Genomic DNA, 23,750 nt, shown 5'->3' with positions numbered 1-23,750 from the left:
GGACCCACCCCGCCTTCGACAATTCGCCGCAATCTGCAGTAGATCCACGCCAGGCGTGGGTGCTCTTCGATCAATCGTCGAATTAATCGATTTCGATGGAGATTCATCCACGCATGGCGTGGATCTACAATCCCTCCATGTCCTCCCCCGCCCTGCCCTGGAATGGCACGCTGCTGCTGGATGCTCACGTGGCGGTGCTGCAGGGCCATGCCGGTGACAGCAGCGTACATGCGCACTACGCCCATCAACTGCTGCTGAGCGACGGTACGCCCTGGCAGGTCGAAGTCGATGGCGTACGGCAGCAGGGCCAACGGCTGTGGCTGCCCTCCTTCCAGACGCATGCGATCCTGTCGGCGCCGGAAGCGGGCTGCACGGTGTTCCTCGAACCCGCGCATGCCGATTCCACGCAGATCCAGCAGCATCTGCACGCACTGCCGGGCAATACCATGGAGCTACGCGACTGGCTGCCACGGCTGAGCCGCCCACAACCGCTGGACCGCCGCGTGCAGGCGGCATTGGCCCGTATCGCCCAGCACCTGCCTGACCCGGTGCCGGCCGCCGATATCGCCGAGGCGGCGCACCTGTCGGCCAGCCAGCTGCACCGGCGTTTCCAGTCCGACCTGGCGGTGACACTCCGCGGCTGGGTACTGTGGCAACGCCTGCGCAATGCACTCACGCATCATCTGCACGGCCACAGCCTGACCGACAGTGCGCATGCCGCTGGATTCGCCGATCTGGCCCATCTGTCGCGCAGCCTGCGCCGCATGTTCGGCATCAGTGCCGCGCAACTGCAGGGCCTGCAGCTTCACGCGGCCTGACACAGCCCATCATCCGCGCCTGCGCAGACCTTCCGGCAGCTCCGGCACCTCGCCATGCGGCAGTTCGCGGAACGGCGCCAGCAGCTGTCCCGGATAATCGCGCGGATAGTCCGGTTGGCTGCCGATGCCAAGGTCGCGATGCTGCAGCCGATAGCCCGGCGCATCGAAAGCGGTCCCCAGCAGATGATCCCAGACGGTCAGGAACAGGCCGAAGTTGACGTCGCCGGCGGTGCCGTAACGCATGTGGTGGAAGCGGTGCAGCGGCGCCCACGCCATGATCCGGCCCAGCACACCCGGGCGCATGTCCACGTTGGAATGCTGCAGCAACAGCTGGATGGCGATGGCGAAGGCCAGCACCGCGGCTACCGGCATCGGCAGGCCCAGCACCAGCAGCGGCAGCACGCCGCCCACCGCTTCGGCGGCCTGGTGCAGTGGGTGTTTCATCAGCCCGTTGAAGCCGTACATGCGGGTGACGCTGTGGTGCACCGCATGCAGCCGCCACAACCAGCCGATGCGATGGCTGGCGTAGTGCACCAGGGTGATGCCGAGATCGGCAGCGATGATCGCCACCAGTAGCTGCAGTGCGAACGGCCACTGCAGCGGCCACAACTGCCACGGAATGATCGCCGCCAGCAGCGGCACCGCCGCGATCGACAACAGGTTCAGGCCTTCGTTGACCAGCGCGTGCAGGGCGTCACGCACACGGTCGCCGTGGTCGCGGTTGAACGCAGGGTCATACGGCCAGGCGCGCTCGGCGACGAACGAAACCGCAATGGCGATCGCCAGCAGGGCCAGCAGCCACAACGGATCGCCATGGCAGTGGCCGACCCAGACGACGGCAGTGGCGACGAATCCAAGCAGGAACAGCGGGGCATACAGGCGGAGCATCCAGTGCTTCATGGGCAACCCGGGAAGTGAGGGGCCTGCATGCTGGCGTGGCGTGTGGGTTGCTGGCTTGAACAAACGGCGCAACCCTGCGGGCACCACGCTTCCCACATCCACGCATGGCGTGGATCTACAATGACGCTCTCATCGCGCCCGGGACCGGCATGGACTCCTTCAACCTGATGCGCGCCTTCCGCCGCATCGTCGAACGCGGCGGGCTCGCTCGTGCCGCCGAAGACCTGGGCATGTCGCCGGCCGGCCTGAGCAAGCAGTTGCGCACGCTGGAAACGCACCTGGGCGTGGTGCTGCTGCAGCGGACCACGCGGCGCATGAGCCTGACCGAAACCGGCCACGCCTATTACCGCGAATGCTGCCGCCTGCTCGACGAGCTGGAAGCGCTGGAACGCGGCATCGCCGAACAGCGCGGCGAGGTGGCCGGGCGCCTGCGCGTGAACGCGCCGCAGTCATTCGCACTGAGCACGCTGTCGCCGCTGCTGCCGCGCTTCCTGCAGCAGCATCCACAGTTGTCGCTGGACCTGGTGATGGAAGATCGCCTGCTCGATGCAGTCGGTGAGGGTTTCGATGTGTCGCTGCGGCTGCGTGCCGAACTGGATGATTCACGCCTGGTGGCGCGCCGGCTGGCGTCGCTGCAGCAGGTGCTGTGCGCGGCCCCGTCCTACCTGCGGCAGCATCCGGCACCGCAGGCGGTGGACGATCTGCAGGCGCACAGCGTGCTGGCCTACAGCCTGTCCGACTCCCCCGGCAGCTGGCCGCTGCTCGGTCCCGATGGCCAGGTGACAATCACCCTGCCCGCGCGCGTCACCGTCAACAACAGCTTGCTGCTGCGCGACCTGCTGGTGGCCGGCATGGGCATCGGTGCCCTGCCCTCGTTCCTGGCCGCGCCGGCACTGGCCCAGGGCGAACTGCAGCAGGTGCTGCCCGACCACCGCTATCCGCCGCGCTTCGTGCATGCGGTCTACCCCACGTCGCGCCATCTGCAACCCAAGGTACGCGCCTTCATCGATTTCCTGCACGCCGAGCTGCCCGGCTGCGCTGGCCTGGATTCGTAACCGCCAGCGAAAACTGAGCTGCCCGCGGCGTGCTGTTTCGGCCACGCCGCGCTGCCTACTCTGCCGCCTCCCCTCTCACCGATGGCAGGCAGATGTCTTCCGTTCCTTCCCCCGCCACCGCCGCGCCGGTGGTCGATTTCTTCCACGACGTGGTCTGCGGCTGGTGCTTCGTGCTGGCCCCGCGCCTGAAGCAGGTCTCCGCCGAACTCGCCATCCAGGTGCGCCACCGCAGCTTCGTGCTGCAGGACTCGCGCGCACAGATGGTCGAGGTGTTCGGCTCGATGGAGCGCGCCAAGGCGATCATCCTGCGCCACTGGACCGACTGCGCCGCGCATGAAGACACCGCGCGCATCGATATCGAAGGCATGCGCGCGCAGGACTTCGAGTATCCGTCCGGCTGGCTCGGCGCACTGGCCTGCCAGGCTGCCGGCATGCTCGGTGGCAACGACGCCCATGGCGCGATGTTCGATGCCGTGCAGTGGGCGCACCTGCACCAGCACCGCAACATCGGCGACGCCGAAGTCCTGCTGGATATCGCCGAAGCGCTGGGCCATCCACGTGGCGCCTTCGCTGACCACATGCGCAGCGACGCAGTACGCCAGCGCGTGCAGGTCGATCGCGCCGAAGCCGCTGCCCTCGGCATCCGTTCCATACCCACCGTGATCGGCGGCAACGGCCTGCGCCTGCAGACCCTGCCGCTGCCACACCTGCGCCAGGCCCTGGCGCACCTGGTCGCGGCCTGAGCCGCACCCTCCCCCACCCTGCAAGGAGATTCCCCATGACCCCACGTACCCTGGCCACCGCGCTGGCCCTGCTGCTGGCCGGCACCGCCGCTTCCACCACCGTGTCCGCGCACGAACGCGTACCCTCCGGCCAGCAGGTCGGCACCAGCCCCTGGGGGCCGAAGGACGAGATCGGCCGCCTCAACCTGATCACCGAGGCCTCGCGTGCGGCGATCCTGTCGCGGGTCAGCGGCGGCAAGGCCTATGACCTGGCCACCGAGTACTACGTCGGCATGCCCAGCTGGCAGGATGCCGGCGACCCGCACTACCAGTTCTGGATGACCCACACCCCGCGCGGCACGGTGATGGATGATCCGATGGGCGTGGGCGAAACCATGAACCTCACCCGTAGCTACACCGGCACCGCGTTCTCGATGTACAGCCACACCGGCACCCACATCGATGCGCTGAACCACTTCGGCATCCATGGAAAGATCTGGAATGGCTTCGAGGCCGACAAACACCTCGGCGACCGTGGCTGGAATGTCACCGGCATCGAGAAGTTCCCGCCGTTGATCGCGCGTGGCGTGCTGATCGACGTGGCCACCGCCAAGGGCGTGGACATGCTGCCGGACAGCTACCGCGTCACCCGCCAGGACCTGAAGGATGCGCTGGCACGCCAGAAGGTGAAACTGCAGCAGGGCGACGTGGTGCTGATCCGCACCGGCCGCATGCGCCTGTTCGAACAGCCCAAGGCCTACATGGCCAACCCGCCGGGCATGGGCCTGGACGCGGCGCGCTTCCTGATCGAGGACAGCGGCGCGATGATCGTCGGTGCCGACAACCTCAGCTTCGAGACCTTCCCCTCGGAGGTGTCCGACGACTACGTGCCGCTGCACACCTACCTGCTGGCCCAGCAGGGCGCGCCGATCATCGAGCTGGTGGCGCTGGACGAACTGGCCCACGACAAGGTCTACGAGTTCGCCTTCATCGGCGGCCCGCTGAAGATCCGCGGTGGCGATGCCGCGCCGCTGCGCCCGGTCGCGCTGCCGGTCCGCCCGTAACCGGGGACATACCCGGGTAGCGCCGGGCCATGCCGGGGGGCCGACCTTGGTCGGCACCCCTACCCCTTCAGCAACCTGAAATCCGATCCTCCGATTTCATTAGTAATTCTACTCACAAGGCGAGTAGCATGTCCGGTCTCAGCCCCTGATACCGGCCCGTCGATACTCGCGTCATGCCCGCCGTTTCCGCCCGTTCCTGCCGCTTCCAGCCTGCCCGGCGCCTCCCCTGGAGGACCCGCTGATGGGTGCCGTCGTCGCCCTCGACCGGCTGCTTGACGGCCGCCAGCTGTGGCGCGGCCCGGCCCGCCAGGGGCCGGCCAGCGACCATCTGGCCAGCGGTCACCCGGCACTGGATGCGCGCCTGCCCGGCGGCGGCTGGCCCAGCAGCGGGCTATGCGAGGTACTGCAGGCCGCGCCCGGCGTCGGCGAACTGGCTCTGGTCTGGCCAGCGCTGGCGAAGCTGAGCCAGCGCGACCGCCCGATCGTGCTGGTCGCCCCACCCTATCGCCCGCACGCTCCGGCCTGGGCAGCGGCCGGGCTGGATCTGACCCAGCTGCAGATCATCCACGCCGCGCCGAAACAAGCGCTGTGGGCCACCGAGCAGTGCCTGCGCTCGGCCGCCTGTGCAGCAGTGCTGTGCTGGCCACACCAGCCCGATCACCGCTCACTGCGCCGCCTGCAGGTGGCGGCCGACAGCGGCCAGTGCCTGAGCTTCGTGTTCCGCGAGGCGCAGGCAGCACGCAATCCTTCCCCGGCCAGCCTGCGCCTGCAGCTCGACCACGGCCAGGTGCGGGTGCTGAAGTGCCGTGGCGGCCTGCCGCCGGCGCAGCCGTTGCCGCTGGCCATCGCCCACTGAGGCCGCGCCATGCACTGGGCCTGTCTGTTGTTGCCGCAGCTGGCGCTGGACAGCGTGCTGCGCCTGCAGCCCGACCCGCAGCGGCCACTGGTGCTGCTGCAGGGGCCGGCACAGCGTCGCGTACTGCGTGCGGTCAGCCCGTCGGCACGCGCAGCGGGGCTGCGCCCGGGCATGCTGCTGTCGGCTGCGCAGGTACTGGTGCAGGACCTGCATCTGCACGATTACGATCCCAGCGCCGAACAGCACACCCGGCAGCTGCTGGCCAGCTGGGCCTATGCCTACAGCTCGCAGGTCAGCCTCGATTTTCCGCACGCGCTGGTCATGGAAATCGGTGCCAGCCGTGCCCTGTTCGGCGACTGGCTGACGATCGAGCAGCGGCTGCGCAACGAACTGCATGAGCTTGGTTTCCGCCATCGCCTGGTGGCCGCGCCCACCGCGCATGCCGCGCGCGTGCTGGCCAACGTTCACGACGGCCTCGGCATCGATGCGCAGCAGCTGCCAGCGGCACTGGCGCAGCTGCCCTTGCCGCGCTGTGGCCTGCCCAGCGAAGCAGTGACCGTACTCGGCCGTTCCGGCCTGCGCACGCTGGGTGCGGTGCTCGAGCTGCCGCGCGACAGCCTGGCCCGGCGCTTCGCACCGGACGTGCTGCAGCAGCTGGATGCGCTGCGCGGGCTGCCCACCGCGCCACTGCGCTACTACCAGCCACCGGACCGTTTCGATGCGCGCATCGAATTCGAATACGAGATCGAATCCAGCCAGGCCCTGCTGTTTCCGCTGCGTCGCCTGCTGCTGGACCTGGCCGCATTCCTGTGTTCGCGCGATGGCGGCGTGCAGCGCTTCGACCTGCATTTCGAGCACGACATGCTGCCGGCCAGCGTGCTGACCATCGGCCTGCTGGCGCCCGAGCGCGATCCCGCGCTGCTGTTCGAGATCGCACGCAACCGCATGGAAGCGTTTGCCCTGCCGGCCGGCAGCCGCGCACTGCGCCTGCAGGCCGAGCAGCTGCCACCGTTCGTGCCCGCCGCGCGTGACCTGTTCGATACCCGGCCGGCACAGGCGATGCCCTGGAACCAGCTGCGCGAGCGCCTGCGCGCGCGGCTGGGCGATGACGCCGTGCAGCCGCTGGCGGTGCAGGCCGACCATCGCCCCGAACGCGCCAGTGGCATCCAGCCGCCAGCCAAGCCTCCGTCGTACTGGCCACTGCGCCCCGGCTGGCTGCTGGACACGCCGCAACCACTGCGTGATCCGCGGCTGCGCATCGTCACCGGGCCGGAGCGGATCGAATCGGGCTGGTGGGATCAGGCCGATGCACGGCGCGACTATTACGTGGTGGAAACTGCTCACGGCCAGCGCGGCTGGGCCTTTCGTGAGCGCAACGACCCGCATGCGCCGTGGATGCTGCACGGCTGGTTCGGCTGAGCCACCATGCACAGCGAACTGCCCGGCTACGCCGAACTGCACTGCCTGTCGGCCTTCAGTTTCCAGCGTGGCGCCTCGATCGCCGAAGAACTGTTCGCGCGCGCCGCCGGCCAAGGCTATCGAGCGTTGGCGATCACCGACGAATGCTCGCTGGCCGGCATCGTACGCGCTTGGCAGGCGGCGAAGACGCATGGCGTGGCGCTGATTGTCGGCGCCGAATTCCAGGTCGAGGATGGGCCGAAACTGGCCCTGCTGTGCACCGACCAGGCCGCCTATACGGGGCTCTGCCAGTTGATCACCACCTGCCGGCGGCGGGCCGCCAAGGGCGAGTACCGCTGCCTGCGCGAGGACCTTCTCGGCCTGCCCGTCGGCCTGCTGTGCCTGTGGCTGGACCGGCAACCGGCCGCCACCGACCTGGAACTGCTGCGCGCCGGCTTCGATGATCGGCTGTGGCTGGCGGTGGAGCTGCACCACGAACACGACGATGCACGCCGCCTGCAGCAGCTGCAGTCCTTCGGCGAACGCCATTACCTGCCGCTGGTGGCCAGTGGTGATGTGCACATGCATGTACGCCGCCGCCGCGCCCTGCAGGACACGCTGACCGCGATCCGCCACCGTTGCAGCGTGGCCGAAGCTGGATGGCGCCTGTTCCCCAATGGCGAGCGCCACCTGCGCCCACGCACCGCGCTGGCCCAGCTGTACCCGCCTGAGCTGCTGGCCGAGACCCTGCGCATCGCCGAGCGCTGCCACTTCACCCTGGAACAGCTGCAGTACACCTATCCGCGTGAGCTGGTGCCCGAAGGGCATGATCCGGACAGCTGGCTGCGCGTGCTGGTCGAGCGTGGCATCCCGTGGCGCTGGAAGAACGGCATCCAGCCGGCACAGCGCGAGCAGATCGAACACGAACTTGCGTTGATCAAGCAGAAGAACTACGCCTCCTACTTCCTCACCGTGCAGGACATCGTGCGCTTCGCGCGCAGCCAGGACATCCTCTGCCAGGGCCGCGGCTCGGCGGCCAACTCCGCGGTGTGCTTCGTGCTGGGCGTGACCGAGATCGACCCGGCGCGCAGCAACCTGCTGTTCGAGCGCTTCATTTCCGCCGAGCGCGACGAGCCGCCGGATATCGACATCGACTTCGAGCACGAGCGCCGCGAGGAAGTGCTGCAGTACGTGTTCAAGCGCTATGGCCGCGAGCGCGCCGCACTGACCGCAGTAGCAATCAGTTACCGTGGCCGCAGCGCGATCCGTGACGTGGCCCGTGCACTCGGCCTGCCGATGGACCAGGTCAACGAACTGGGCGCGGCGATGGACCACTGGGGCGGCCACGTACCACTGCCGGAGACCCTGCGCGAGCGCGGCTTTGATCCGGAAACACCGCTGATGCGGCGGCTGCTGGCACTGACCACCGAGCTGATCGATTTCCCGCGCCACCTGTCGCAGCACCCGGGCGGCTTCGTGATTTCAGAGCACCCGCTGTCGACGCTGGTACCGGTGGAAAACGCGGCGATGGCCGACCGCACCGTCGTCCAGTGGGACAAGGACGATCTGGATGCCACCGGCCTGATGAAGGTCGACTGCCTGGCGCTGGGCATGCTCACCGCCATCCGTAAATGCCTGGCGATGCTGCAGCAGCACGGCCTGCACAGTGGACGCATGGATGCGATCCCTGCCAAGGATACGAAGACCTACGACATGATCTGCGCCGCCGACACCATCGGCGTGTTCCAGATCGAATCGCGTGCGCAGATGGCGATGCTGCCACGCCTGCAGCCGCGCTGCTTCTACGATCTGGTGATCGAAGTGGCGATCGTGCGCCCCGGCCCGATCCAGGGTGACATGGTGCACCCCTATCTGGAACGGCGGAGGATCCTGCGCGAGCAAGGCCCGGAGGCACTGAACGATCCGGACAATCCGCTCTACCCACCGCAGCTGGAACGCGTGTTCGCGCGTACGCTGGGCGTGCCATTGTTCCAGGAACAGGTGATGCAGCTGGCAGTGGAAGCAGCAGGTTACACACCTGGGCAAGCCGATGCCCTGCGCCGCTCGATGGCGGCATGGAAGCGTCGTGGCGGCCTGGAACCGCATCGGGAGAAGTTGCTGGCCGGCATGTTGAAGAATGGCTTCAGCCGCGACTACGGCGAGCACCTGTTCGAGCAGATCAAGGGCTTCGGTGATTACGGTTTCCCGGAAAGCCATGCTGCCAGCTTCGCCCTGCTGACCTATAACAGCTGCTGGCTGAAGTGCCATCATCCCGCCGCGTTCACCGCCAGCCTGATCAACAGCCAGCCGCTGGGGTTCTACAGCCCCGACCAGCTGCTGCAGGATGCACGCCGCCATGGCATCGGCGTGCTGCCGGTGGACGTGCGCCACAGCGACTGGGACTGCACGCTGGATTTCAGCAAGGGACCGGCGGCGATCCGGCTCGGCCTGCGCCTGATCGATGGCTGCAACGAACCCGTCGTGCAGGCCATCATGCGCGAACGTGCGCAGCGCCCGTTCGACGATGTGGGCGACCTGTGCCAGCGCACCGCACTGGACCGCCGCCAGCAGGGCCTGCTGGCCGATGCCGGTGCACTGCGTGGGCTCAGTGGCCATCGCCATCGTGCACGCTGGGATATCTCCGGCGTGGAAAACCGGCTGCCACTGTTCGACCAGGCCCGCGCCACTGCCGAAGCCCGCGTGCCGTTGCCCCTGCCCAGCGCCTGGGAGGACATGCAGGCCGATTATCGCAGCACCGGCACCACACTTGGCCGCCACCCGATCTCGTTCCTGCGCGCGCAGCTGCGCAGCCGTGGCTGTCTGGACGCTGCACAACTGGCCGGGCATGGCCATGGCCGTCGCGTGCGCATCGCCGGCCTGGTACGCATGCGCCAGCGCCCGCAGACCGCCAGCGGCGTCACCTTCCTCACGCTCGAAGATGAGACCGGCATGGTCAACGCCGTGGTCTGGCGACACCTGGCCGATCGCCAGCACCGGGTGCTGGTCGATACCCAGCTGATGCAGATCGATGGCCGCCTGGAACGCGTCGATGGCGTGCAGCACGTCATCGTGCAGCGCATGCACTGCCTGGATGAACTGCTGCAGGGACTGCGCAGCCACAGCCGCGATTTCCACTGACGATACACAACGTCACACAACGAACTGGCCATTGCCGGTCCGCATCCGCTATCGTCGGCACATCCAAGGAAGGACGACCCGATGCCCCGTGCGCTGCTGCTGACCACCCTGGTGGTCTCGACCCTCGCCCTGCTGGTTTCCGGGTGGACCGCCTGGAGCCTGCATCGCAGCCAATCACCACAGCGCATCATCGAGGCGCGCGGGCTGGTCATCCACGATGCAAGCGGCCAGCCGCGGGTGATCCTCGGCGCACCGGTTCCCGATCCGCTCAGCCAGGGCCGCACCCAGGGGCCGCGTGCCACCGCCCTGTCAGGCATGATCCTGCTCGGTCCCGATGGTTCCGAACGCGGCGGCTACGGCACCAGCGACCGCGGCGGCGAAGCCCTGCTGACCCTGGACGATGCCACCGGCACCACTGAAGTATTCAAGGTCGTCGCCAACCCGGACCGCGGCGCCAGCCTGATGGTCAAGCACCAGAACAACACCGGCGCCATGCTCACCTCCTGGCAGGGCAAGCCGGAGCTGATGTTCGTCGATGACAGCGGCCAGTCCTACTACGTGCGCCCCGGCGCCAACGCCGCGCCCTGATCTGCTTGTGTAGCGTCGAGCCATGCTCGACTGCTTCTATCAACAGCAGCCGAGCATGGCTCGGCTCTACAAAGGCGAAGCAACGTCGAGCATGGCTCGACGCTACAGAGCGAACACCGCCGCCAGGTCATCCGCCAGCTGCCGCAGCTGCGCTGCCCCCAGCGCAGCGCAGGTGATGCGCAGGCCATGCCCCGGCGCTGCCACCGAGAACACTTCGCCCGCGCGCACATGCCATCCACGCGAAGCCAGGGCCAGCACCTGCGGATGGCTGTCGGCCTGCAACGGCAGCCACAGGTTCAATCCTTCCATCGGCAACGGTGTCGGCAGGCCACGCGCATGCAGCAACTCCTGCAGCGAGCGCAGGCGCTGCTGGTAACGCTCACCTGCCGAAGCGATCTTCGCCCGCTGCGTTGCCGACGACAGCACCGAGGTCGCCGCATCCTGCAGCAGGTGACTGACCCAGCCGGTGCCGGACGCCAATCGCAGCCGCAGCCGCATCGCGGTCTCTTCATCGCAGGCCAGCCAGGCCAGCCGCAGGTCCGGGCCGAGCGGTTTGGACAACGAACGCAGCAGCGCCCAGCGCCGGCCATCCAGCGGCAGCACCGAGTGATAGGCCTGCTGCGAGAGCAGCGCGTAGTGATCGTCGATCAACACCGCCACCTGCGGGTAGGCCGCCAACAACTGCCGCAACGCCCGCGCCCGCTTCGCATCCAGGCTGGCCCCGGTCGGGTTGTGTGCCCGCGGGGTCAGCAACACCGCGCGTGCACCGGCCTCCAGTGCCTGCCGCAGCGAATCGACCTGCATGCCATGCGCGTCCACCGCCACCGGCAACGGCGCGTGGCCCACAGCGTTGAGCACGTTGAGGCTGCCGAGGAAGCACGGATCCTCCACCGCGATGCGATCCCCCGGCAGCAGCCACGCCGACAGCAGGCGTTCGATGCCATCGACCGCGCCATGGGTCAGTTCCAGCGCATAGCCCTCCGGGCAGTCCGCATCCAGCGAGGCGCGTGCCAGCGCCTCCAACCTCGGGTCGACCGTGCCCACGCCATACAGCCGTGGTGCGGCCGGGGCCAGGCGCAGGTTCGGCAGCAGGCGTGGATCCGGGTTGCCACCGGCCAGGTCCTGCAGGGCCAGCCCGGGCGTACTGCCTTCACGCGCCAGCGGCGGCGGCAGGCCACGCACCACCGTGCCGCGGCGGCCCGCCGTGCTGGCCAGGCCCGCCGCATCCAGGCGCTTGTAGGCAGCAGCCACGGTGTTGCGGTTCACTCCCAGCTGCTCGGCCAGTTCACGCACCGGCGGCAACACGCTGCCGGCCGGAAGGCGACCCTTGCCGATGCCGTCGCGGATGCTGTCGAAGATCGACTCGGCGCTATGCCCGGTGATTTTCATTTTGTCCTATGCCAAAATATCTCTTGTCCTGTGCCAGTTTATCCCACCCTGGCCACCCTGCATTGGAGGTGCCCGCATGCCCCTTGCCGCTGCCGACTGGCCCGTCGCCCAGTCCGTTGAACAGATCGCCGCCAACCTGGTCACGGTGCGCCAACGCATCGCCGATGCCTGCGCCCGTGTCGGCCGGGACCCGGCCAGCGTGCGTCTGCTACCGGTCAGCAAGACCGTCGATGACGCCCGCATCCGCATGGCGGTAGCCGCAGGCTGCCACGAACTGGGCGAGAACAAGGTGCAGGAGGCACAACGCAAGGCTGAAACGATGGCCGACCTGGGCGTGCACTGGTCGGTGATCGGCCATCTGCAGACCAACAAGGCGCGCTACGTGGCGCGCTTTGCCAGCGAGTTCCAGGCGCTGGACAGCCTGCGCGTAGCCGAGGCCCTGCAGCAGCGCCTGCAACTGGAAGACCGCACGCTGGATGTGTTCGTGCAGGTCAACACCTCGGCCGAACCGAGCAAGTACGGCCTGGAACCCGACGCGGTCGAGGCCTTCGTGCAGCAGCTGCCGGCCTTCGATCGCCTGCACGTGCGCGGCCTGATGACCCTGGCCATCTTCACCCCCGATGTCGAGCACGTGCGCGCCTGCTTCGTGCGCCTGCGCGAACTGCGCGACCAGCTGCAACGCACCGCCCCGCCCGGCCTCGACCTGTCGCAGCTGTCGATGGGCATGTCCGGTGATTTCGAAGTGGCCATCGAGGAAGGTGCCACCGTGGTCCGCGTCGGCCAGGCCATCTTCGGTGCCCGTGCCACCCCGGACAGTTTCTACTGGCCGAACAGCGGAGCACCGGCATGAAGCACGCGGTTGTCCTGCAACACGTTGCCTTTGAAGACCTCGGCACCCTGAAACCGTTGCTGCTGGCGCAGGGCTGGCAGCTGCACGTGCTGCAGGCCGGTGTCGATGTGCTCGATGGCGCCGAAACCGCCGATCTGCTGGTCGTGCTGGGCGGTCCCATCAGTGCCAATGACACAGGGACCTATCCCTTCGTCAACGACAGCATTGCCCTGCTGCAGCGCCGGCTGCAGCGGCAGCGGCCGACCCTGGGCATCTGCCTGGGTGCACAGCTGATGGCGCGGGCACTCGGTGCCAGTGTCGCTCCCAGTGGTGGCAAGGAAATCGGCTTTGCGCCACTGCTGCTGACCGATGAAGGCCAGCGTTCTCCGCTGCAGTCCCTGCAGGGCATTCCGGTACTGCATTGGCATGGTGAAGCGTTCGAACTTCCGGCCGGTGCACGCCGCCTGGCCAGCACGCCGGCCTGCCGTCACCAGGCATTCGCCATCGGCAGCCACGCACTGGCCCTGCAATGCCATCCGGAACTGGACGCCCGCCAGTTCGAGCGTTGGCTGATCGGCCACACGCTGGAGCTGGCCCAGGCCGGCATCGATCCCAACGACCTTCGCGCGCAGGCGCGTCGCTATGGCGCACCACTGGCTGCGGCCGCCACCGCGATGTTCGACCATTGGCTGCAGGACCTGCCGGAGACACCACAATGAACTACCGATTGCAGATCCACCGCGATGGCGCCCACTGGGGTCACTTCGACTGCAGCGGCCCCGATGCCCTGCAACGCATGGACGCCATCGCCGCACAGCTGCCTGCCGATCAGGGCTTCCAGCTGAAACGGCAGAAAGGGGTCAGCGAAGAGCGCATCCTGTCCAGCAATGCCGATGGCCTGCGCGTACTGGCTTCGCAGATCCAGTACCGCGACATCTGACCCGACGATGGTAGTGCCGGCCGCTGGTCGGCATCCGACGGGAGAACAGGTTTGCCGGCCAGCCGCCGGCACTACCCTGGCTGTTCGCCCGCGTGCGAAGCTTCACGGATGCTGACCCTGCAACGCGGCAACCACCACGGACTGCTCATCGCCCCGCGCTGGCCCTCCACCCGCATCCAACTGGAAGAAGAGGTACTGCAACGCCTGCTCCACGCGCAGGCAATGCTGCCTGCCGGGCTGCGCCTGCTGCTCACTCGTGGCTTCGAACCCAGCCACAGCCGTCTCGGTGGCTTCCGCCGCGTGGTGCGACGGCTCGGCATTGCAGTGTTCCGCACCTGCTATCCGCAGCGCCGCGATGAGATCGATGCCATCTTCGGTGCCAACGGCCACGACATCGATGGCCGTCATATCGATGTCTCACTGGTACTGCACGGCAAGCGGCTGCGACTGCTGCCGCTGGGCGTATTCACCCCACCGCGCTGGCAGGATCGTCGCGTCGCCCATCATGCCGAAGCGGTCGCGCAGGTGAAGCGCAGCCTGCAGCATTGCGGCTTCGAGCTGCATCGCAACCCCACCGAAGCCCTGCAGATCCACTGCGACTACCGCCCGCGCTGACGCTGCGGTGGCCCATGCGTACTGCGCCTCATGCCATAGATGCAAATGATTCTCTTTTGCTGTAAGGTGCAGCCGCTGCCCTTGCCGCCGCGGGCTGTTCCCTTTCCCAGTTGTCGCCCGCCCCGTGTCCACGCCTGTCGAACCGACGGATGTCGCGCAGCTGTGCGCAGCCCATTACCGGCCGCTGCACGCCCATGTCCGCCGCAAACTCCCGCAACGCAGCGACGCTGATGACGTCGTCCAGGAAACCTGGCTGCGTGTCGTCAAAGTCGCCACCAGTGGCCTGCTGAGCAATGGCCGCGCCTATCTGTACCGCGTCGCCCACAACCTGATCGCCGATCACTACCGGCAACGCCAGCGCCGTCGCGAAGAGGTGCTGGATGACACGCAGTTGAATGCCATCGCCGATCCTGCGCCGCTGCCCGAGCAGCGACTGCTCGACGCCGAACAACTGCGCCACCTCGACGCGATCATCGCCGCGCTGCCGCCACGCTCGCGCCAGGTGTTCCTGCTGGCCCGTGTGGAACAGTTGGCGCTGGCCGAGATCGGGCGCCAGCTGGGGATCAGCCGGCAGACCGCGCACGGCCATCTGCTGCGCGCCCTGGTCGCATTGCAGCAGGTGCCGGGCGCATGAGCCAGGAGACCATTGCACGCGAAGCTGCACGCTGGTGGCTGGATGCGCACGACGGTGACCGCGATGAGAACGCGTTCGAGCAATGGTGCCGGGCCGATCCACGCCATGCGGCGCAGTACCTGCACCTGCAGGAGTTGTGGCAGGCCGGTGCGGCGACGCCCAGCCTGCAGCGGCAACAGCAGCGCAGGCAACGCCGTCGCCTGCGCGAAGCCGGCATTGCGGTTCTGTTGCTGTGCGCGCTGGGTCTCTACAGCCGCCATGCCTCGCCACCCGTGGCACAGGTACTGCGTACGGCCGCTGGCGAGATCCGCGAGGAAACTCTTCCGGATGGTTCGCATGTCCTGCTGTCACCTGGCAGCGAAGTGAAGGTGCGCATCGATGGGCAGCGCCGCCAGCTCCAGCTGCAGCGCGGCCAGGCCTGGTTCCAGGTCGCCGCCGATGCCGACCGGCCATTCCAGGTGCATACCCCACAGGGCACCGTCACTGCACTGGGGACCGCATTCGATCTTGCCGTGCAGGGCAACAGCAGTGTGGTCACCGTTACCGAGCATCGCGTGCGCGTGGACAGCGGCAACGTCAGCATGCTGGCCGACGACGGCGAGCAGCTGCGCTTCGATGGGCAGGCAACAGCCCATGCAACAACGGCTGCCCCCGGAACATTGGCCTGGCGCGAGCGGCGCCTGCACTGGGTCTCGGCCCCGCTGGCCGACGTCACGCAGGGCCTGGACCGCTGGCATGGCGGGCATACGTGGGTCGTCGGCGAGCAGCTGCGCCAGCAGCCGGTCACCCTGCTCGGCAGTGCCGACGGTGCAGCCAGCAATCGCGACCAGCTGGCCACGCAACTGCAGGTGCGCGTGCTGCGCCTCGGCGCGGGCATACAGGTGTGGCTGCCGCCACGCAGGGAGCAGCGTGATGGACCCTGACATCCGGCCTGCGACTGCGTCTACCCAGGATGACGACGTTCTGCGTCAGCCCCTGGAGCCCCCGATGCTGTGCCCCCGCCCCCTTGTCCTTACCCTGTCGCTGGCCTGCACCAGCGCCCTTCCGCTGCTGCCCGGCAGTGCCCACGCACAGACCGCCACACGCACCTACGATCTGCCCGCCCAGCCGCTGGCGGCCGCGCTGGACGCCTACAGCCGGCTGACCGGTGTCGACCTGGTGATCGGCGCGGCGCTGCCTGCCGGGCATTCGGCCCCTGCTCTGCGCGGTGACTTCGACGATGCGCAGGCCCTGTCGCGCCTGCTGGCAGGCAGCGGCCTGCGACCGCGCTTCGTCGATGCGCGCCGCGCCGCCCTGGAACCGGCGCCGGCTGAACGCGCCGATGGCAGCCGTCGCACCGGCCCGCTGCGGGTGCAGGGCACTACCGCGCACGGCCAGGCACCGGGGGCCGGCGCCAGCCAGTATGTACCGGCCACCCGCGATGGCTTTGCGCCCTCGGTCGGCAGCGAGCGCGTGGCGATGGCCGAACGCCAGGAAGGCAACAGCCTGCTGCGCTCGATGCCCGGCACCCACAGCTTCCATTCGCGCAGCCAGCCGGGCCTGCAGGTCAACATCCGCGGCATGACCGGTGCCGGCCGGGTCAACACCATGATCGACGGTGTCACCCAGACCTTCCGCAACAATGCCGGGCATGGTTCGGGCGGTCCGTTCGCCTATGTCGATCCTTTCCTGCTGGCCGGTGTGGACGTGCAGCGCGGTGCGGTCGCCGGCGGTGACGGCGCTGGTACGCTGGCCGGCAGTGCCAACTTCCGCACCCTGGATATCGACGATCTACTGGGTGAGGGCCGTGACTGGGGCCTGCGCGCCGGCTATCGCCATGGCAACAACGGCTATGGCAGCGGCCGCACCTTCGCCGGTGCATGGCGCCACAGCGAAGAAGGTGGCGACCGTCAGTTCGGCCTGCTGGCCGCCGCCAGCAGCAGCCGCAGCAGCGAATACGCGACCGCGCGTGGGCAGAAGAACAACGCCGACCCCGGCAGCCAGCAGCCCAGCAGCTGGCTGCTGAAAGCACGCCTGCAGCCCAGCGACCAGCATCGGCTCGACCTGAGCCACATGCGTTACGAAAACGACTTCTACCACAACTACCCGTGGCAGATTTCCGCGCGCAACCAGCGCGCCAGCTACCACTACACGCCCTATTCGCCATGGATCGACCTGCGCGCGACCTTCGCGAGCAACAAGACCCGGCTGTTCTATCCGCCGGTGGAAGATTCAAGCTACATCGGCCGCCGCACCCACAGCAGCCTGAGCAGCTGGACCCTCGACAACACCAGTCGCTTCGACATCGGCGCACTGCAGGCGCGCTGGAACACCGGCATCAAGCACCAGTCGGACATCTATGTGGCCGATACGCCCATCCTGCGCGGTGCCAACCCGCAGGGTCGCAGCCAGCTGGACAGCGTGTTCAGCACGCTGGAACTGCAGTACGACATCTACGCGCTGACTGCCGGCCTGCGCCAGGACCGCTTCGGCATCCGTGGCCACATCCCGGTGTGCTCGGATGTACCCGGCCAATGCGCGGAGATCGATGGCGGCGACATCGACGTGCGGCGCAGCGAGCGCGCACTCAGCCCGAGCCTGGCGGTTTCACTGCAGGCCACTGACTGGCTGCAGCTGTTTGCCGAGGTCTCGCGCACATCACGGCCGCCGCGCGTGCAGGAGATGTTCTTCGAGAAGATCCCGCTGGAGGACGCCAGCGTCGCCGACGGCATCGGCGCCAATCCGTTCCTGCGCCGCGAGCGCTCGCGCAACCTGCAGTTCGGCGCCAACCTCAGCACCGACTCGCTGCTGGTCGACGGTGACCTGGCACAGCTGCGCATCACCCGCTTCGACAACCGCATCCGCGACTACATCAAGCCGCAGTACCTGCTGATCGTGCATCCGCCGGAAGTGGAACCGCTGGTGGTGCCGATCGACAGCGATCCGCAGCTCAATGCCTGGACCGATGTGCTGGATGCAGACGACTTCACCGCCACGACCCGCTGGATGAACCATCCCGGCGTCGTGCGCATGCGCGGCATCGAGCTGGAGGCGCATTACGCCAGCGAGCACTACCACGCCACGCTCAGCTGGACCCGCTCGCGCACCAGCGCACCGGCCATCGAGTTCGTCAACCTGGAAGACATCACCGCCCTGCCGGACCGCTATTGGACCCTGGACGTAGGCGGCCGCTGGTGGCAGCAGCGCGTGCAGGCCGGCCTGCGCGCCGCGTACTCCGGGCCCACCGAGGAAGGTTACGACTTCTTCCAGACCCGCAAGACCGGCGGCACTGGCGTGCTGCTGGACTTCTACGCGAGCTTCAAGCCCCAGGCCAACACCACGCTGTGGCTGAACATCGAAAACCTGCAGAACAAGGCCTATGACAACAATGCCTCGATCGACAGCATCTTCAGCCCGATCCTGGACCGCGGCAACGGCCGTGGCCGCACCGTCTCGATGGGCGTCAATGTGGCGTTCTAGCCGTCGCTGGCTGCCCGTATGCCTGCTCGCGCTGGCCGCGGTGGCTGGCGCGCAGCCGGTGCCCGGCACAGTGATCGACCTGGCCACTGGCCAGCACCTGGACGAAGCCGCATTCGTGACACGCGCGGCGGACGCCCAGCGGCTGTTGCTGGGTGAACGCCATGATCTCGCCGGAGACCACGCCGCCCAGCGCTGGCTGCTGCAGGCCCTGCAGCGGCAGCGCCCGCAAGGTTCACTGGTGCTGGAAATGATCGCCAGCGAGCGCCAGCCACGCCTGCAGCGCGTGCAGCGCTGGCTGGCCAAGGGCAACCAGGCCGAAGGTGCACGCCTGCGGGAACTGCTGGACTGGGATACGCGCTGGCCGTGGGCCGCGTATGGCGGCCTGGTACGGGAGGCTGCCGATGCAGGCACGCCGTTGTTCGGCGGCAACCTGTCGCGTGCCGAGGTCAACGCGCTGCTGGCCTCGACCGAGGGCGTGCGATTCCCGGTGGCCGCTGCCCGCCAGCGCCTGTCGGCGGTGGTGCTGGCCCAGCACGCAGACGCGGCACCGATGCTGGAAGGGATGCTGGCCGTGCAACAGGCCCGCGATACGCGCATGGCGCGGGTGCTGCTCGATGCGCCCGTGCCAGCACTGCTGGTAGCAGGTCGCTGGCATGTACTGCGCGGTACCGGGGTACCGGGCTACCTGTCACCGGATACGCCTGCGCTGGTGATTGCATTGGCTTCACCGGGTGAAACCGTCGATGCAGCTGATGCCGATCTGCTGTGGGTGCTGGACGATGAGTGAGCGTGGCCAACACTGGCAGGCGATCGCGATCACCGTCGTCCTGCATCTGCTGCCACTGCTGCTGTTGGTGCACTGGGTCGCGATGCCGCCGATGCCGCCGCCGCCGGAGCAGGACGTGCGCATCAGCCTGCGCCTGCTGGCACCGGCCACGCCGCCGCAACCGGTGGAGGAACGCCAGGCCGAGACCCCCAGCCAGGCGCAGCAGGCCCGCGCCTCGCAGCCCACGAAGTCGCCGCCGCCACCCAAGCCTACGGCGGCGCGCGAGGGAGAGCTGGCCGCCAGCGAAACGGGTGGGACGGGCCGCCAGCCACTGCCAGTCGCCTCGCCTGCGGCCGCGACCGATGCAAGTCCCGCACCGGCATCGATCACGGCCGCGCCGCCCGCTCCAGACGCGCCACCGGCAGACTTCCAGGCCGGCGCCGCCAGCGACCAGTGGGAAGCCCGCCTGATGGCGCGGCTGGAGCGTTACCGCTACTACCCTGCCGCCGCGCGCTCGCGCCGGCAGCAGGGCACTGCGTGGGTCAGGGCCAGCATCGACCGCGAAGGTCGCCTGCTGGCGCTGCGGCTGGAGCAGTCCAGTGGCCAGCCGATGCTCGATGACGCCGCGCTGCAGACCTTCCGTCGCGCGCAGCCGCTGCCGCCCATTCCCGATGAACTGAAGGCACCGCAGGAGCTGGTGGTGCCGGTGGAGTACTACCTGCGCTAGGCGGCATAAGCCTCCGCCTCGATCTCGAACAGCATGCCGTCCAGCGCCAGCCGCGGCACCGGGATCAGCGTGCAGGTGGGCGCGGCGCGGTTCGGCCAGCGCCGCCGCACCTGATGGGCGATGATGCCCAGCCGGTCTTCGTCGTGGTCCACCACCAGGATGCGCAACCGCGCCACATCAGCCAGGCTTGCCTGCGCCGAGCGCAGCGCGGTCTGCAGGTTGTCCAGCGCCTGCCCGACCTGGTCTTCGAAACTGGGCGAGAGACGGCCCTGGGCATCTTCACCGCCCTGCCCGGCGACATGGATCACCCGTGCCGGCAGGCGCACCACCGCCACGTGGGAGTAGCCGTTCGCGGAAGGGTCGTAGAGGCCGGGAGGATTGAACAGCTCCAGCAGGCCATGGCTGAGGTCCGGTGTGGTCAGCAGGTTCATGCCGCGCGCCTCGTGGGGGTTGCAGGCAGTCTGTGACCTCAACCCAGGTTGAGGTCAAACGGATCCGGTGCAACAGACCGGTCTGCCACGCGCAACGATCGCCGACGTGTAGAGCCGAGCCCGTGCTCGGCTGCGCTGCGCGAATGGCAGCCGAGCATGGGCTCGGCTCTACCGTTCCCCGCTCACGTCCACGCCGGGTCTGCCGTGAAATCGATGGTCAGCCAGAACGTGCTGCCGCGCGCATCCAGCCGCACCGCGATCTCATCGCGCATCGCATCAACCTCGCCCACCGACCCCAGCGGCGTACCCGGGTCGGCCAGCACATGGATCTCGATGAAGCGCATCCGCCCCATCTTCGCCACGTGACTGGTAAAACCGGCATAACCGCGCTCGGCCACGAATGCCTGCATCACCTGCTGCACGCGCCGGTCCAGATCATCCGGCGCCACCTGCAGTACTTCACGCATGGCCTTCCACGCGCTGCGCGCCGGCACCGGCAGCACCGCCAGGCTGATCAACGCCAGCACGATCGAATCCAGGTACGGCACCCAGTGGTGCCATTCGCCCCCCTGCAGGGCCAGGGCCAGTACGAAGGCCAGTACCACCGCCAGGCTCATCAACCCACCCAGCAGCCAGCCACGCACGTCCAGCCACAACAGCGCCGAGCGCAGATGCCGCGCTCGTTGGGCGACAAACAGCGCCATCGCCAGGTTGCTGGCACTCAGCAGTGCCGCCCACCACAGCGCGGGCCCGAATTTCACTTCATGCCCGCCCGTGGTCAAGCCAATCACCGCGTTGGCCAGCGCATACACGCAGGCCAGCGACAGGATCACCCCACCGAGTGCCTCGACCATTGGCTCCAGGTGCCAGTAGCCGTACTGGAAGCGCGGGCTCTGTTCCCGCGCCACCAGCCGCAGCACCGACAACGACACCAGGGTCAGCGCGACGTCGACCAGGCTGTACACGCCATCGAACAGGATGGCCTGCGATCCCACCAGCAGGCCACCGCCGAAGCCGACCGTGCTCACCGCCAGGGTGACCCCGATGGAGAACTTCAGGATGCGTTGCTCGCGCGCGGTATCCATCGTCCGCCGAACGGCCGACCGTTGCCGGTCAGGCCTTCAGCACCTCCACCTTGTACGAAACCGCATCACCCTCCTGCTCGATGATCAGCCCGTGCACGTCCGACTCGAAGCCCGGGAAACGAGCGTTCTGTTCGCGGGCGATGCGCAGCGACTGGATGATCGGCTCGTCACTGTCGCCAAAGCGCTCGCCCGGCATGATGGTCGGAATGCCCGGCGGGTACGGCACCAGCATGGTCGCGGCGACGCGGCCACTGAGCTGCTCGATGTCGACCCGCTCGATCTCGCCCTTGACCAGGTGGTTGTAGGCATCGGCCGGGGTCATCACCGGGGTCGGCAGATCCACGTACATCTCGCGCATCACCTTGGCCACCGCAAATTCCTGGTTGAACGCATGCAGTGCATCGCACAGGTCACGCAGGCCCCAGCCGGCGTAGGCATTGGGATAGTCGGCCGCCAGCGTCGGCAGTGCCTGGCCCAGCGGCGCGTTGCGGTCATACAGTTCCTTGAATGCCATCAGCTCGGTGACCAGCGTGCTCCACTTGCCCTTGGTGATGCCCATCGAGAACAGGAACAGCACCGAGTACAGGTTGGTCTTCTCCACGGTAATGCCGCGACCCCACAGGAACTTGCTGAGCACCGCCGCCGGAATGCCCAGCTTGCCCATGCTGCCGTCCATCGCCAGGCCCGGGGTCAGCAGGGTCACCTTGATCGGGTCGATCAGCACGTAGTCATCGACCAGGTTCTCGAAGCCGTGCCAATGGGCATCCGGTTGCAGGTACCACTCCTCGCGTTTGGCCACCAGCGGCGCCGGCGTATCACCCTTGTCCAGGCTGCGCTCGACCTGGGTCGGCTGCCACACACTGAACCACCAGTCGTCGCGGCCCAGATCGTCACGGACGTGCAGCATCGCGCGGCGGAACGCGATCGCCTCGTCGTGCATCTCCTGCACCAGCGAACGGCCAGCCTCGCCTTCCATCATCTTCGAGGCCACGTCGCAGGCCGCGATCACCCCGTAGTGTGGGCTGGTCGAGGTGTGCATCATGAACGACTCGTTGAAGCGCTCGGCGTCCAGGTTGCGTTGCGCCGAGTTGCGCACGTGGATCATCGAGGCCTGCGAGAACGCCGCCAGCAGCTTGTGGGTTGAATGCGTGGTGAAGATGATCGCATCCTGCTCACGGGGCTTGCCTTTGGCCATGCCGTAGTGGTTCTCGTAGAACGGATGGAACGCGGCGTAGGCGTACCAGGCCTCATCGAAGTGCAGGAAATCGACCGCGCTGCCGATCTCATCAGCGATCTTCTCGGCGTTGTAGCACAGGCCGTCATAGGTCGAGTTGGTGACCACTGCGATGCGTGGCTTGGAACCGGCCTGGTAGGCCTGGCTGGCCAGCGGGTTGGCAGCAATGCGCTGCTGCAGCGACTCCGGCGTGAACTGGTCCAGGCTGATCGGGCCGATGATGCCGTGCGCGTTGCGGCTTGGGGTGAAGTACACCGGCACTGCACCGGTCATGATCAGCGCGTGCAGCAGCGACTTGTGGCAATTGCGATCGACGAACACCACGTCACCGCGCGCCACCGTGCCGTGCCAGACGATCTTGTTGGCGGTGGAGGTGCCATTGGTGACGAAGAAGGTATGGTCGGCGCCGAAGTTGCGTGCCGCTTCTTCCTCGGCATCCTTGATCGGGCCGGTATGGTCGAGCAGCGAGCCCAGCTCCGGCACCGAGATCGACAGATCGCTGCGCAGGGTGTTCTCGCCGTAGAACTGGTGGAATGCACGCCCCACCGGCGACTTGGTGAACGCCACGCCACCGGCATGGCCCGGCGTATGCCAGGAATAGTTCGACTCGGCCGCATGATGGATCAGCGCCTTGAAGAACGGCGGCAGCAGGTTCTTCATGTAGTCTTCGGCTGCGCGCATCACCTGCCGCGAGATGAAGCTCTTGGTGTCTTCGAACAGGAAGATGAAGCCGTGGATGTACTTGAGCAGCTTGCTCGGCACCTTCTCGATGGTGCGGCGCTCGCCGTACAGGAACACCGGCAGGTTGGCGCGGCGCGCACTCTGCTCACGCAGGAAGGCAGTCAGGCGCTGGAACTCGCCATCCACCTCTTCGCTGCCATCGATCGAAATCAGCACTGCCGAGGCCGCCACGTAGGTGCGGGCACCGGCGCGCGCATCATCCAGGTTCAGGCCGCACAACACGCGCTGGTCGTTGCTGCGCAGTTCTTCCACCAGGGCGCGGATCAGGATGCCGCCGATGCGCGGCGACTCGTAGTCGTTGTCGATGACAATGACCGGATAGTCCAGGGACTTGAAGTACACGTTGATTCTCCTTGTCGAA

22 protein-coding genes are annotated in these 23,750 nt (G+C 67.7%); 17 read left to right on the top strand and 5 right to left on the bottom strand.

From position 1 onward, the window contains the following. The first annotated feature begins 113 nt into the window (after positions 1–113). Positions 114–818 (top strand): helix-turn-helix domain-containing protein, encoded by a 705-nt coding sequence (locus ARC63_RS19130; RefSeq protein ID WP_010485034.1) that lies wholly within the window; start codon positions 114–116, stop codon positions 816–818. A 9-nt stretch (positions 819–827) separates the two neighbouring features. Here the strand turns inward: ARC63_RS19130 and ARC63_RS19125 are convergent, their stop codons facing one another. Beyond that, positions 828–1,706 carry a sterol desaturase family protein gene (locus ARC63_RS19125; protein WP_228354611.1) on the bottom strand — a complete coding sequence of 293 codons (879 nt, stop codon included), beginning with the start codon at positions 1,704–1,706 and terminating at the stop codon, positions 828–830. A gap of 116 nt (positions 1,707–1,822) precedes the next feature. Here ARC63_RS19125 and ARC63_RS19120 point away from each other — a divergent pair, with 116 nt between their 5' ends. From ARC63_RS19120 to ARC63_RS19090, 7 genes are all read left to right on the top strand, one after another. Further along, positions 1,823–2,773 carry a LysR family transcriptional regulator gene (locus ARC63_RS19120; protein WP_010485030.1) on the top strand — a complete coding sequence of 317 codons (951 nt, stop codon included), beginning with the start codon at positions 1,823–1,825 and terminating at the stop codon, positions 2,771–2,773. A gap of 92 nt (positions 2,774–2,865) precedes the next feature. Next, positions 2,866–3,516, top strand: coding sequence for a DsbA family oxidoreductase (locus ARC63_RS19115; protein WP_053443222.1), 651 nt, complete (start codon positions 2,866–2,868; stop codon positions 3,514–3,516). Positions 3,517–3,551: 35 nt separating this feature from the next. After that, positions 3,552–4,559: a cyclase family protein gene (locus tag ARC63_RS19110; RefSeq protein ID WP_057504137.1), complete on the top strand. Its 1,008-nt coding sequence runs from the start codon at positions 3,552–3,554 to the stop codon at positions 4,557–4,559. Between the two features lie 241 nt (positions 4,560–4,800). Then, positions 4,801–5,415: a translesion DNA synthesis-associated protein ImuA gene (gene imuA / locus ARC63_RS19105; protein ID WP_057504136.1), complete on the top strand. Its 615-nt coding sequence runs from the start codon at positions 4,801–4,803 to the stop codon at positions 5,413–5,415. Between the two features lie 9 nt (positions 5,416–5,424). Then, positions 5,425–6,834: a Y-family DNA polymerase gene (locus tag ARC63_RS19100; protein WP_049454635.1), complete on the top strand. Its 1,410-nt coding sequence runs from the start codon at positions 5,425–5,427 to the stop codon at positions 6,832–6,834. Between the two features lie 6 nt (positions 6,835–6,840). Beyond that, positions 6,841–9,951 carry an error-prone DNA polymerase gene (locus ARC63_RS19095; RefSeq protein ID WP_057504135.1) on the top strand — a complete coding sequence of 1,037 codons (3,111 nt, stop codon included), beginning with the start codon at positions 6,841–6,843 and terminating at the stop codon, positions 9,949–9,951. A gap of 81 nt (positions 9,952–10,032) precedes the next feature. Beyond that, complete coding sequence (locus ARC63_RS19090; protein ID WP_010485017.1) at positions 10,033–10,539, top strand: hypothetical protein; 507 nt, start codon at positions 10,033–10,035, stop codon at positions 10,537–10,539. Positions 10,540–10,641: 102 nt separating this feature from the next. On the opposite strand, the gene ptsJ is transcribed toward ARC63_RS19090, so the two are convergent. Continuing rightward, positions 10,642–11,928: a MocR-like B6 salvage transcription factor PtsJ gene (gene ptsJ, locus ARC63_RS19085; protein ID WP_010485015.1), complete on the bottom strand. Its 1,287-nt coding sequence runs from the start codon at positions 11,926–11,928 to the stop codon at positions 10,642–10,644. A 76-nt stretch (positions 11,929–12,004) separates the two neighbouring features. Between ptsJ and ARC63_RS19080 the strand changes: the two genes are divergently transcribed. The 9 genes from ARC63_RS19080 to ARC63_RS19040 all read left to right on the top strand — a co-directional run bounded on the left by ARC63_RS19080 (position 12,005) and on the right by ARC63_RS19040 (position 19,898). After that, entirely contained in the window at positions 12,005–12,778 is a 774-nt protein-coding gene (locus tag ARC63_RS19080) for a YggS family pyridoxal phosphate-dependent enzyme (RefSeq protein WP_057504134.1), read from the top strand. Beyond that, positions 12,775–13,476, top strand: a complete 702-nt coding sequence (locus ARC63_RS19075) for a glutamine amidotransferase (protein WP_019660234.1) — start codon at positions 12,775–12,777, stop codon at positions 13,474–13,476. The genes ARC63_RS19080 and ARC63_RS19075 overlap by 4 nt, the downstream gene beginning before the upstream one ends. Continuing rightward, positions 13,473–13,697, top strand: coding sequence for a hypothetical protein (locus ARC63_RS19070; RefSeq protein WP_010485009.1), 225 nt, complete (start codon positions 13,473–13,475; stop codon positions 13,695–13,697). Before ARC63_RS19075 ends, ARC63_RS19070 begins: the two co-directional genes overlap by 4 nt. Before the next feature lie 108 nt (positions 13,698–13,805). Beyond that, a complete protein-coding gene (locus ARC63_RS19065; RefSeq protein WP_057504133.1) occupies positions 13,806–14,312 on the top strand; it encodes a hypothetical protein in 507 nt (168 codons plus the stop codon). A gap of 124 nt (positions 14,313–14,436) precedes the next feature. After that, the gene (locus ARC63_RS19060; protein WP_043402056.1) at positions 14,437–14,946 is read left to right on the top strand and encodes an RNA polymerase sigma factor; all 510 of its coding nucleotides are present in this window, start codon (positions 14,437–14,439) and stop codon (positions 14,944–14,946) included. Further along, on the top strand, positions 14,943–15,869 hold the full coding sequence (locus tag ARC63_RS19055; RefSeq protein ID WP_010485002.1) for a FecR family protein: 927 nt from the start codon (positions 14,943–14,945) through the stop codon (positions 15,867–15,869). Before ARC63_RS19060 ends, ARC63_RS19055 begins: the two co-directional genes overlap by 4 nt. Before the next feature lie 64 nt (positions 15,870–15,933). Then, the gene (locus ARC63_RS19050) at positions 15,934–18,405 is read left to right on the top strand and encodes a TonB-dependent receptor (protein WP_057504132.1); all 2,472 of its coding nucleotides are present in this window, start codon (positions 15,934–15,936) and stop codon (positions 18,403–18,405) included. Continuing rightward, the gene (locus ARC63_RS19045; protein WP_057504131.1) at positions 18,392–19,192 is read left to right on the top strand and encodes a ChaN family lipoprotein; all 801 of its coding nucleotides are present in this window, start codon (positions 18,392–18,394) and stop codon (positions 19,190–19,192) included. Before ARC63_RS19050 ends, ARC63_RS19045 begins: the two co-directional genes overlap by 14 nt. Continuing rightward, positions 19,185–19,898, top strand: coding sequence for an energy transducer TonB family protein (locus ARC63_RS19040; protein WP_057504130.1), 714 nt, complete (start codon positions 19,185–19,187; stop codon positions 19,896–19,898). The genes ARC63_RS19045 and ARC63_RS19040 overlap by 8 nt, the downstream gene beginning before the upstream one ends. Here ARC63_RS19040 and ARC63_RS19035 read toward each other — a convergent pair. The 3 genes from ARC63_RS19035 to ARC63_RS19025 all read right to left on the bottom strand — a co-directional run bounded on the left by ARC63_RS19035 (position 19,895) and on the right by ARC63_RS19025 (position 23,731). Further along, complete coding sequence (locus ARC63_RS19035) at positions 19,895–20,329, bottom strand: RidA family protein (protein ID WP_010484993.1); 435 nt, start codon at positions 20,327–20,329, stop codon at positions 19,895–19,897. The genes ARC63_RS19040 and ARC63_RS19035 overlap by 4 nt on opposite strands. 182 nt (positions 20,330–20,511) lie before the next feature. After that, positions 20,512–21,414, bottom strand: coding sequence for a cation diffusion facilitator family transporter (locus ARC63_RS19030; RefSeq protein ID WP_010484991.1), 903 nt, complete (start codon positions 21,412–21,414; stop codon positions 20,512–20,514). A gap of 28 nt (positions 21,415–21,442) precedes the next feature. Continuing rightward, positions 21,443–23,731 (bottom strand): Orn/Lys/Arg family decarboxylase, encoded by a 2,289-nt coding sequence (locus ARC63_RS19025; protein WP_057504129.1) that lies wholly within the window; start codon positions 23,729–23,731, stop codon positions 21,443–21,445. Positions 23,732–23,750 lie beyond the last annotated feature (19 nt).

Origin of the sequence: Stenotrophomonas geniculata ATCC 19374 = JCM 13324 (genome assembly GCF_001431625.1) — a bacterium.
GTDB classification, from domain to species: Bacteria; Pseudomonadota; Gammaproteobacteria; order Xanthomonadales; family Xanthomonadaceae; genus Stenotrophomonas; species Stenotrophomonas geniculata.
Note: the sequence above shows the minus strand (reverse complement) of the source record. Positions and strands in the feature narration are given on the sequence as shown.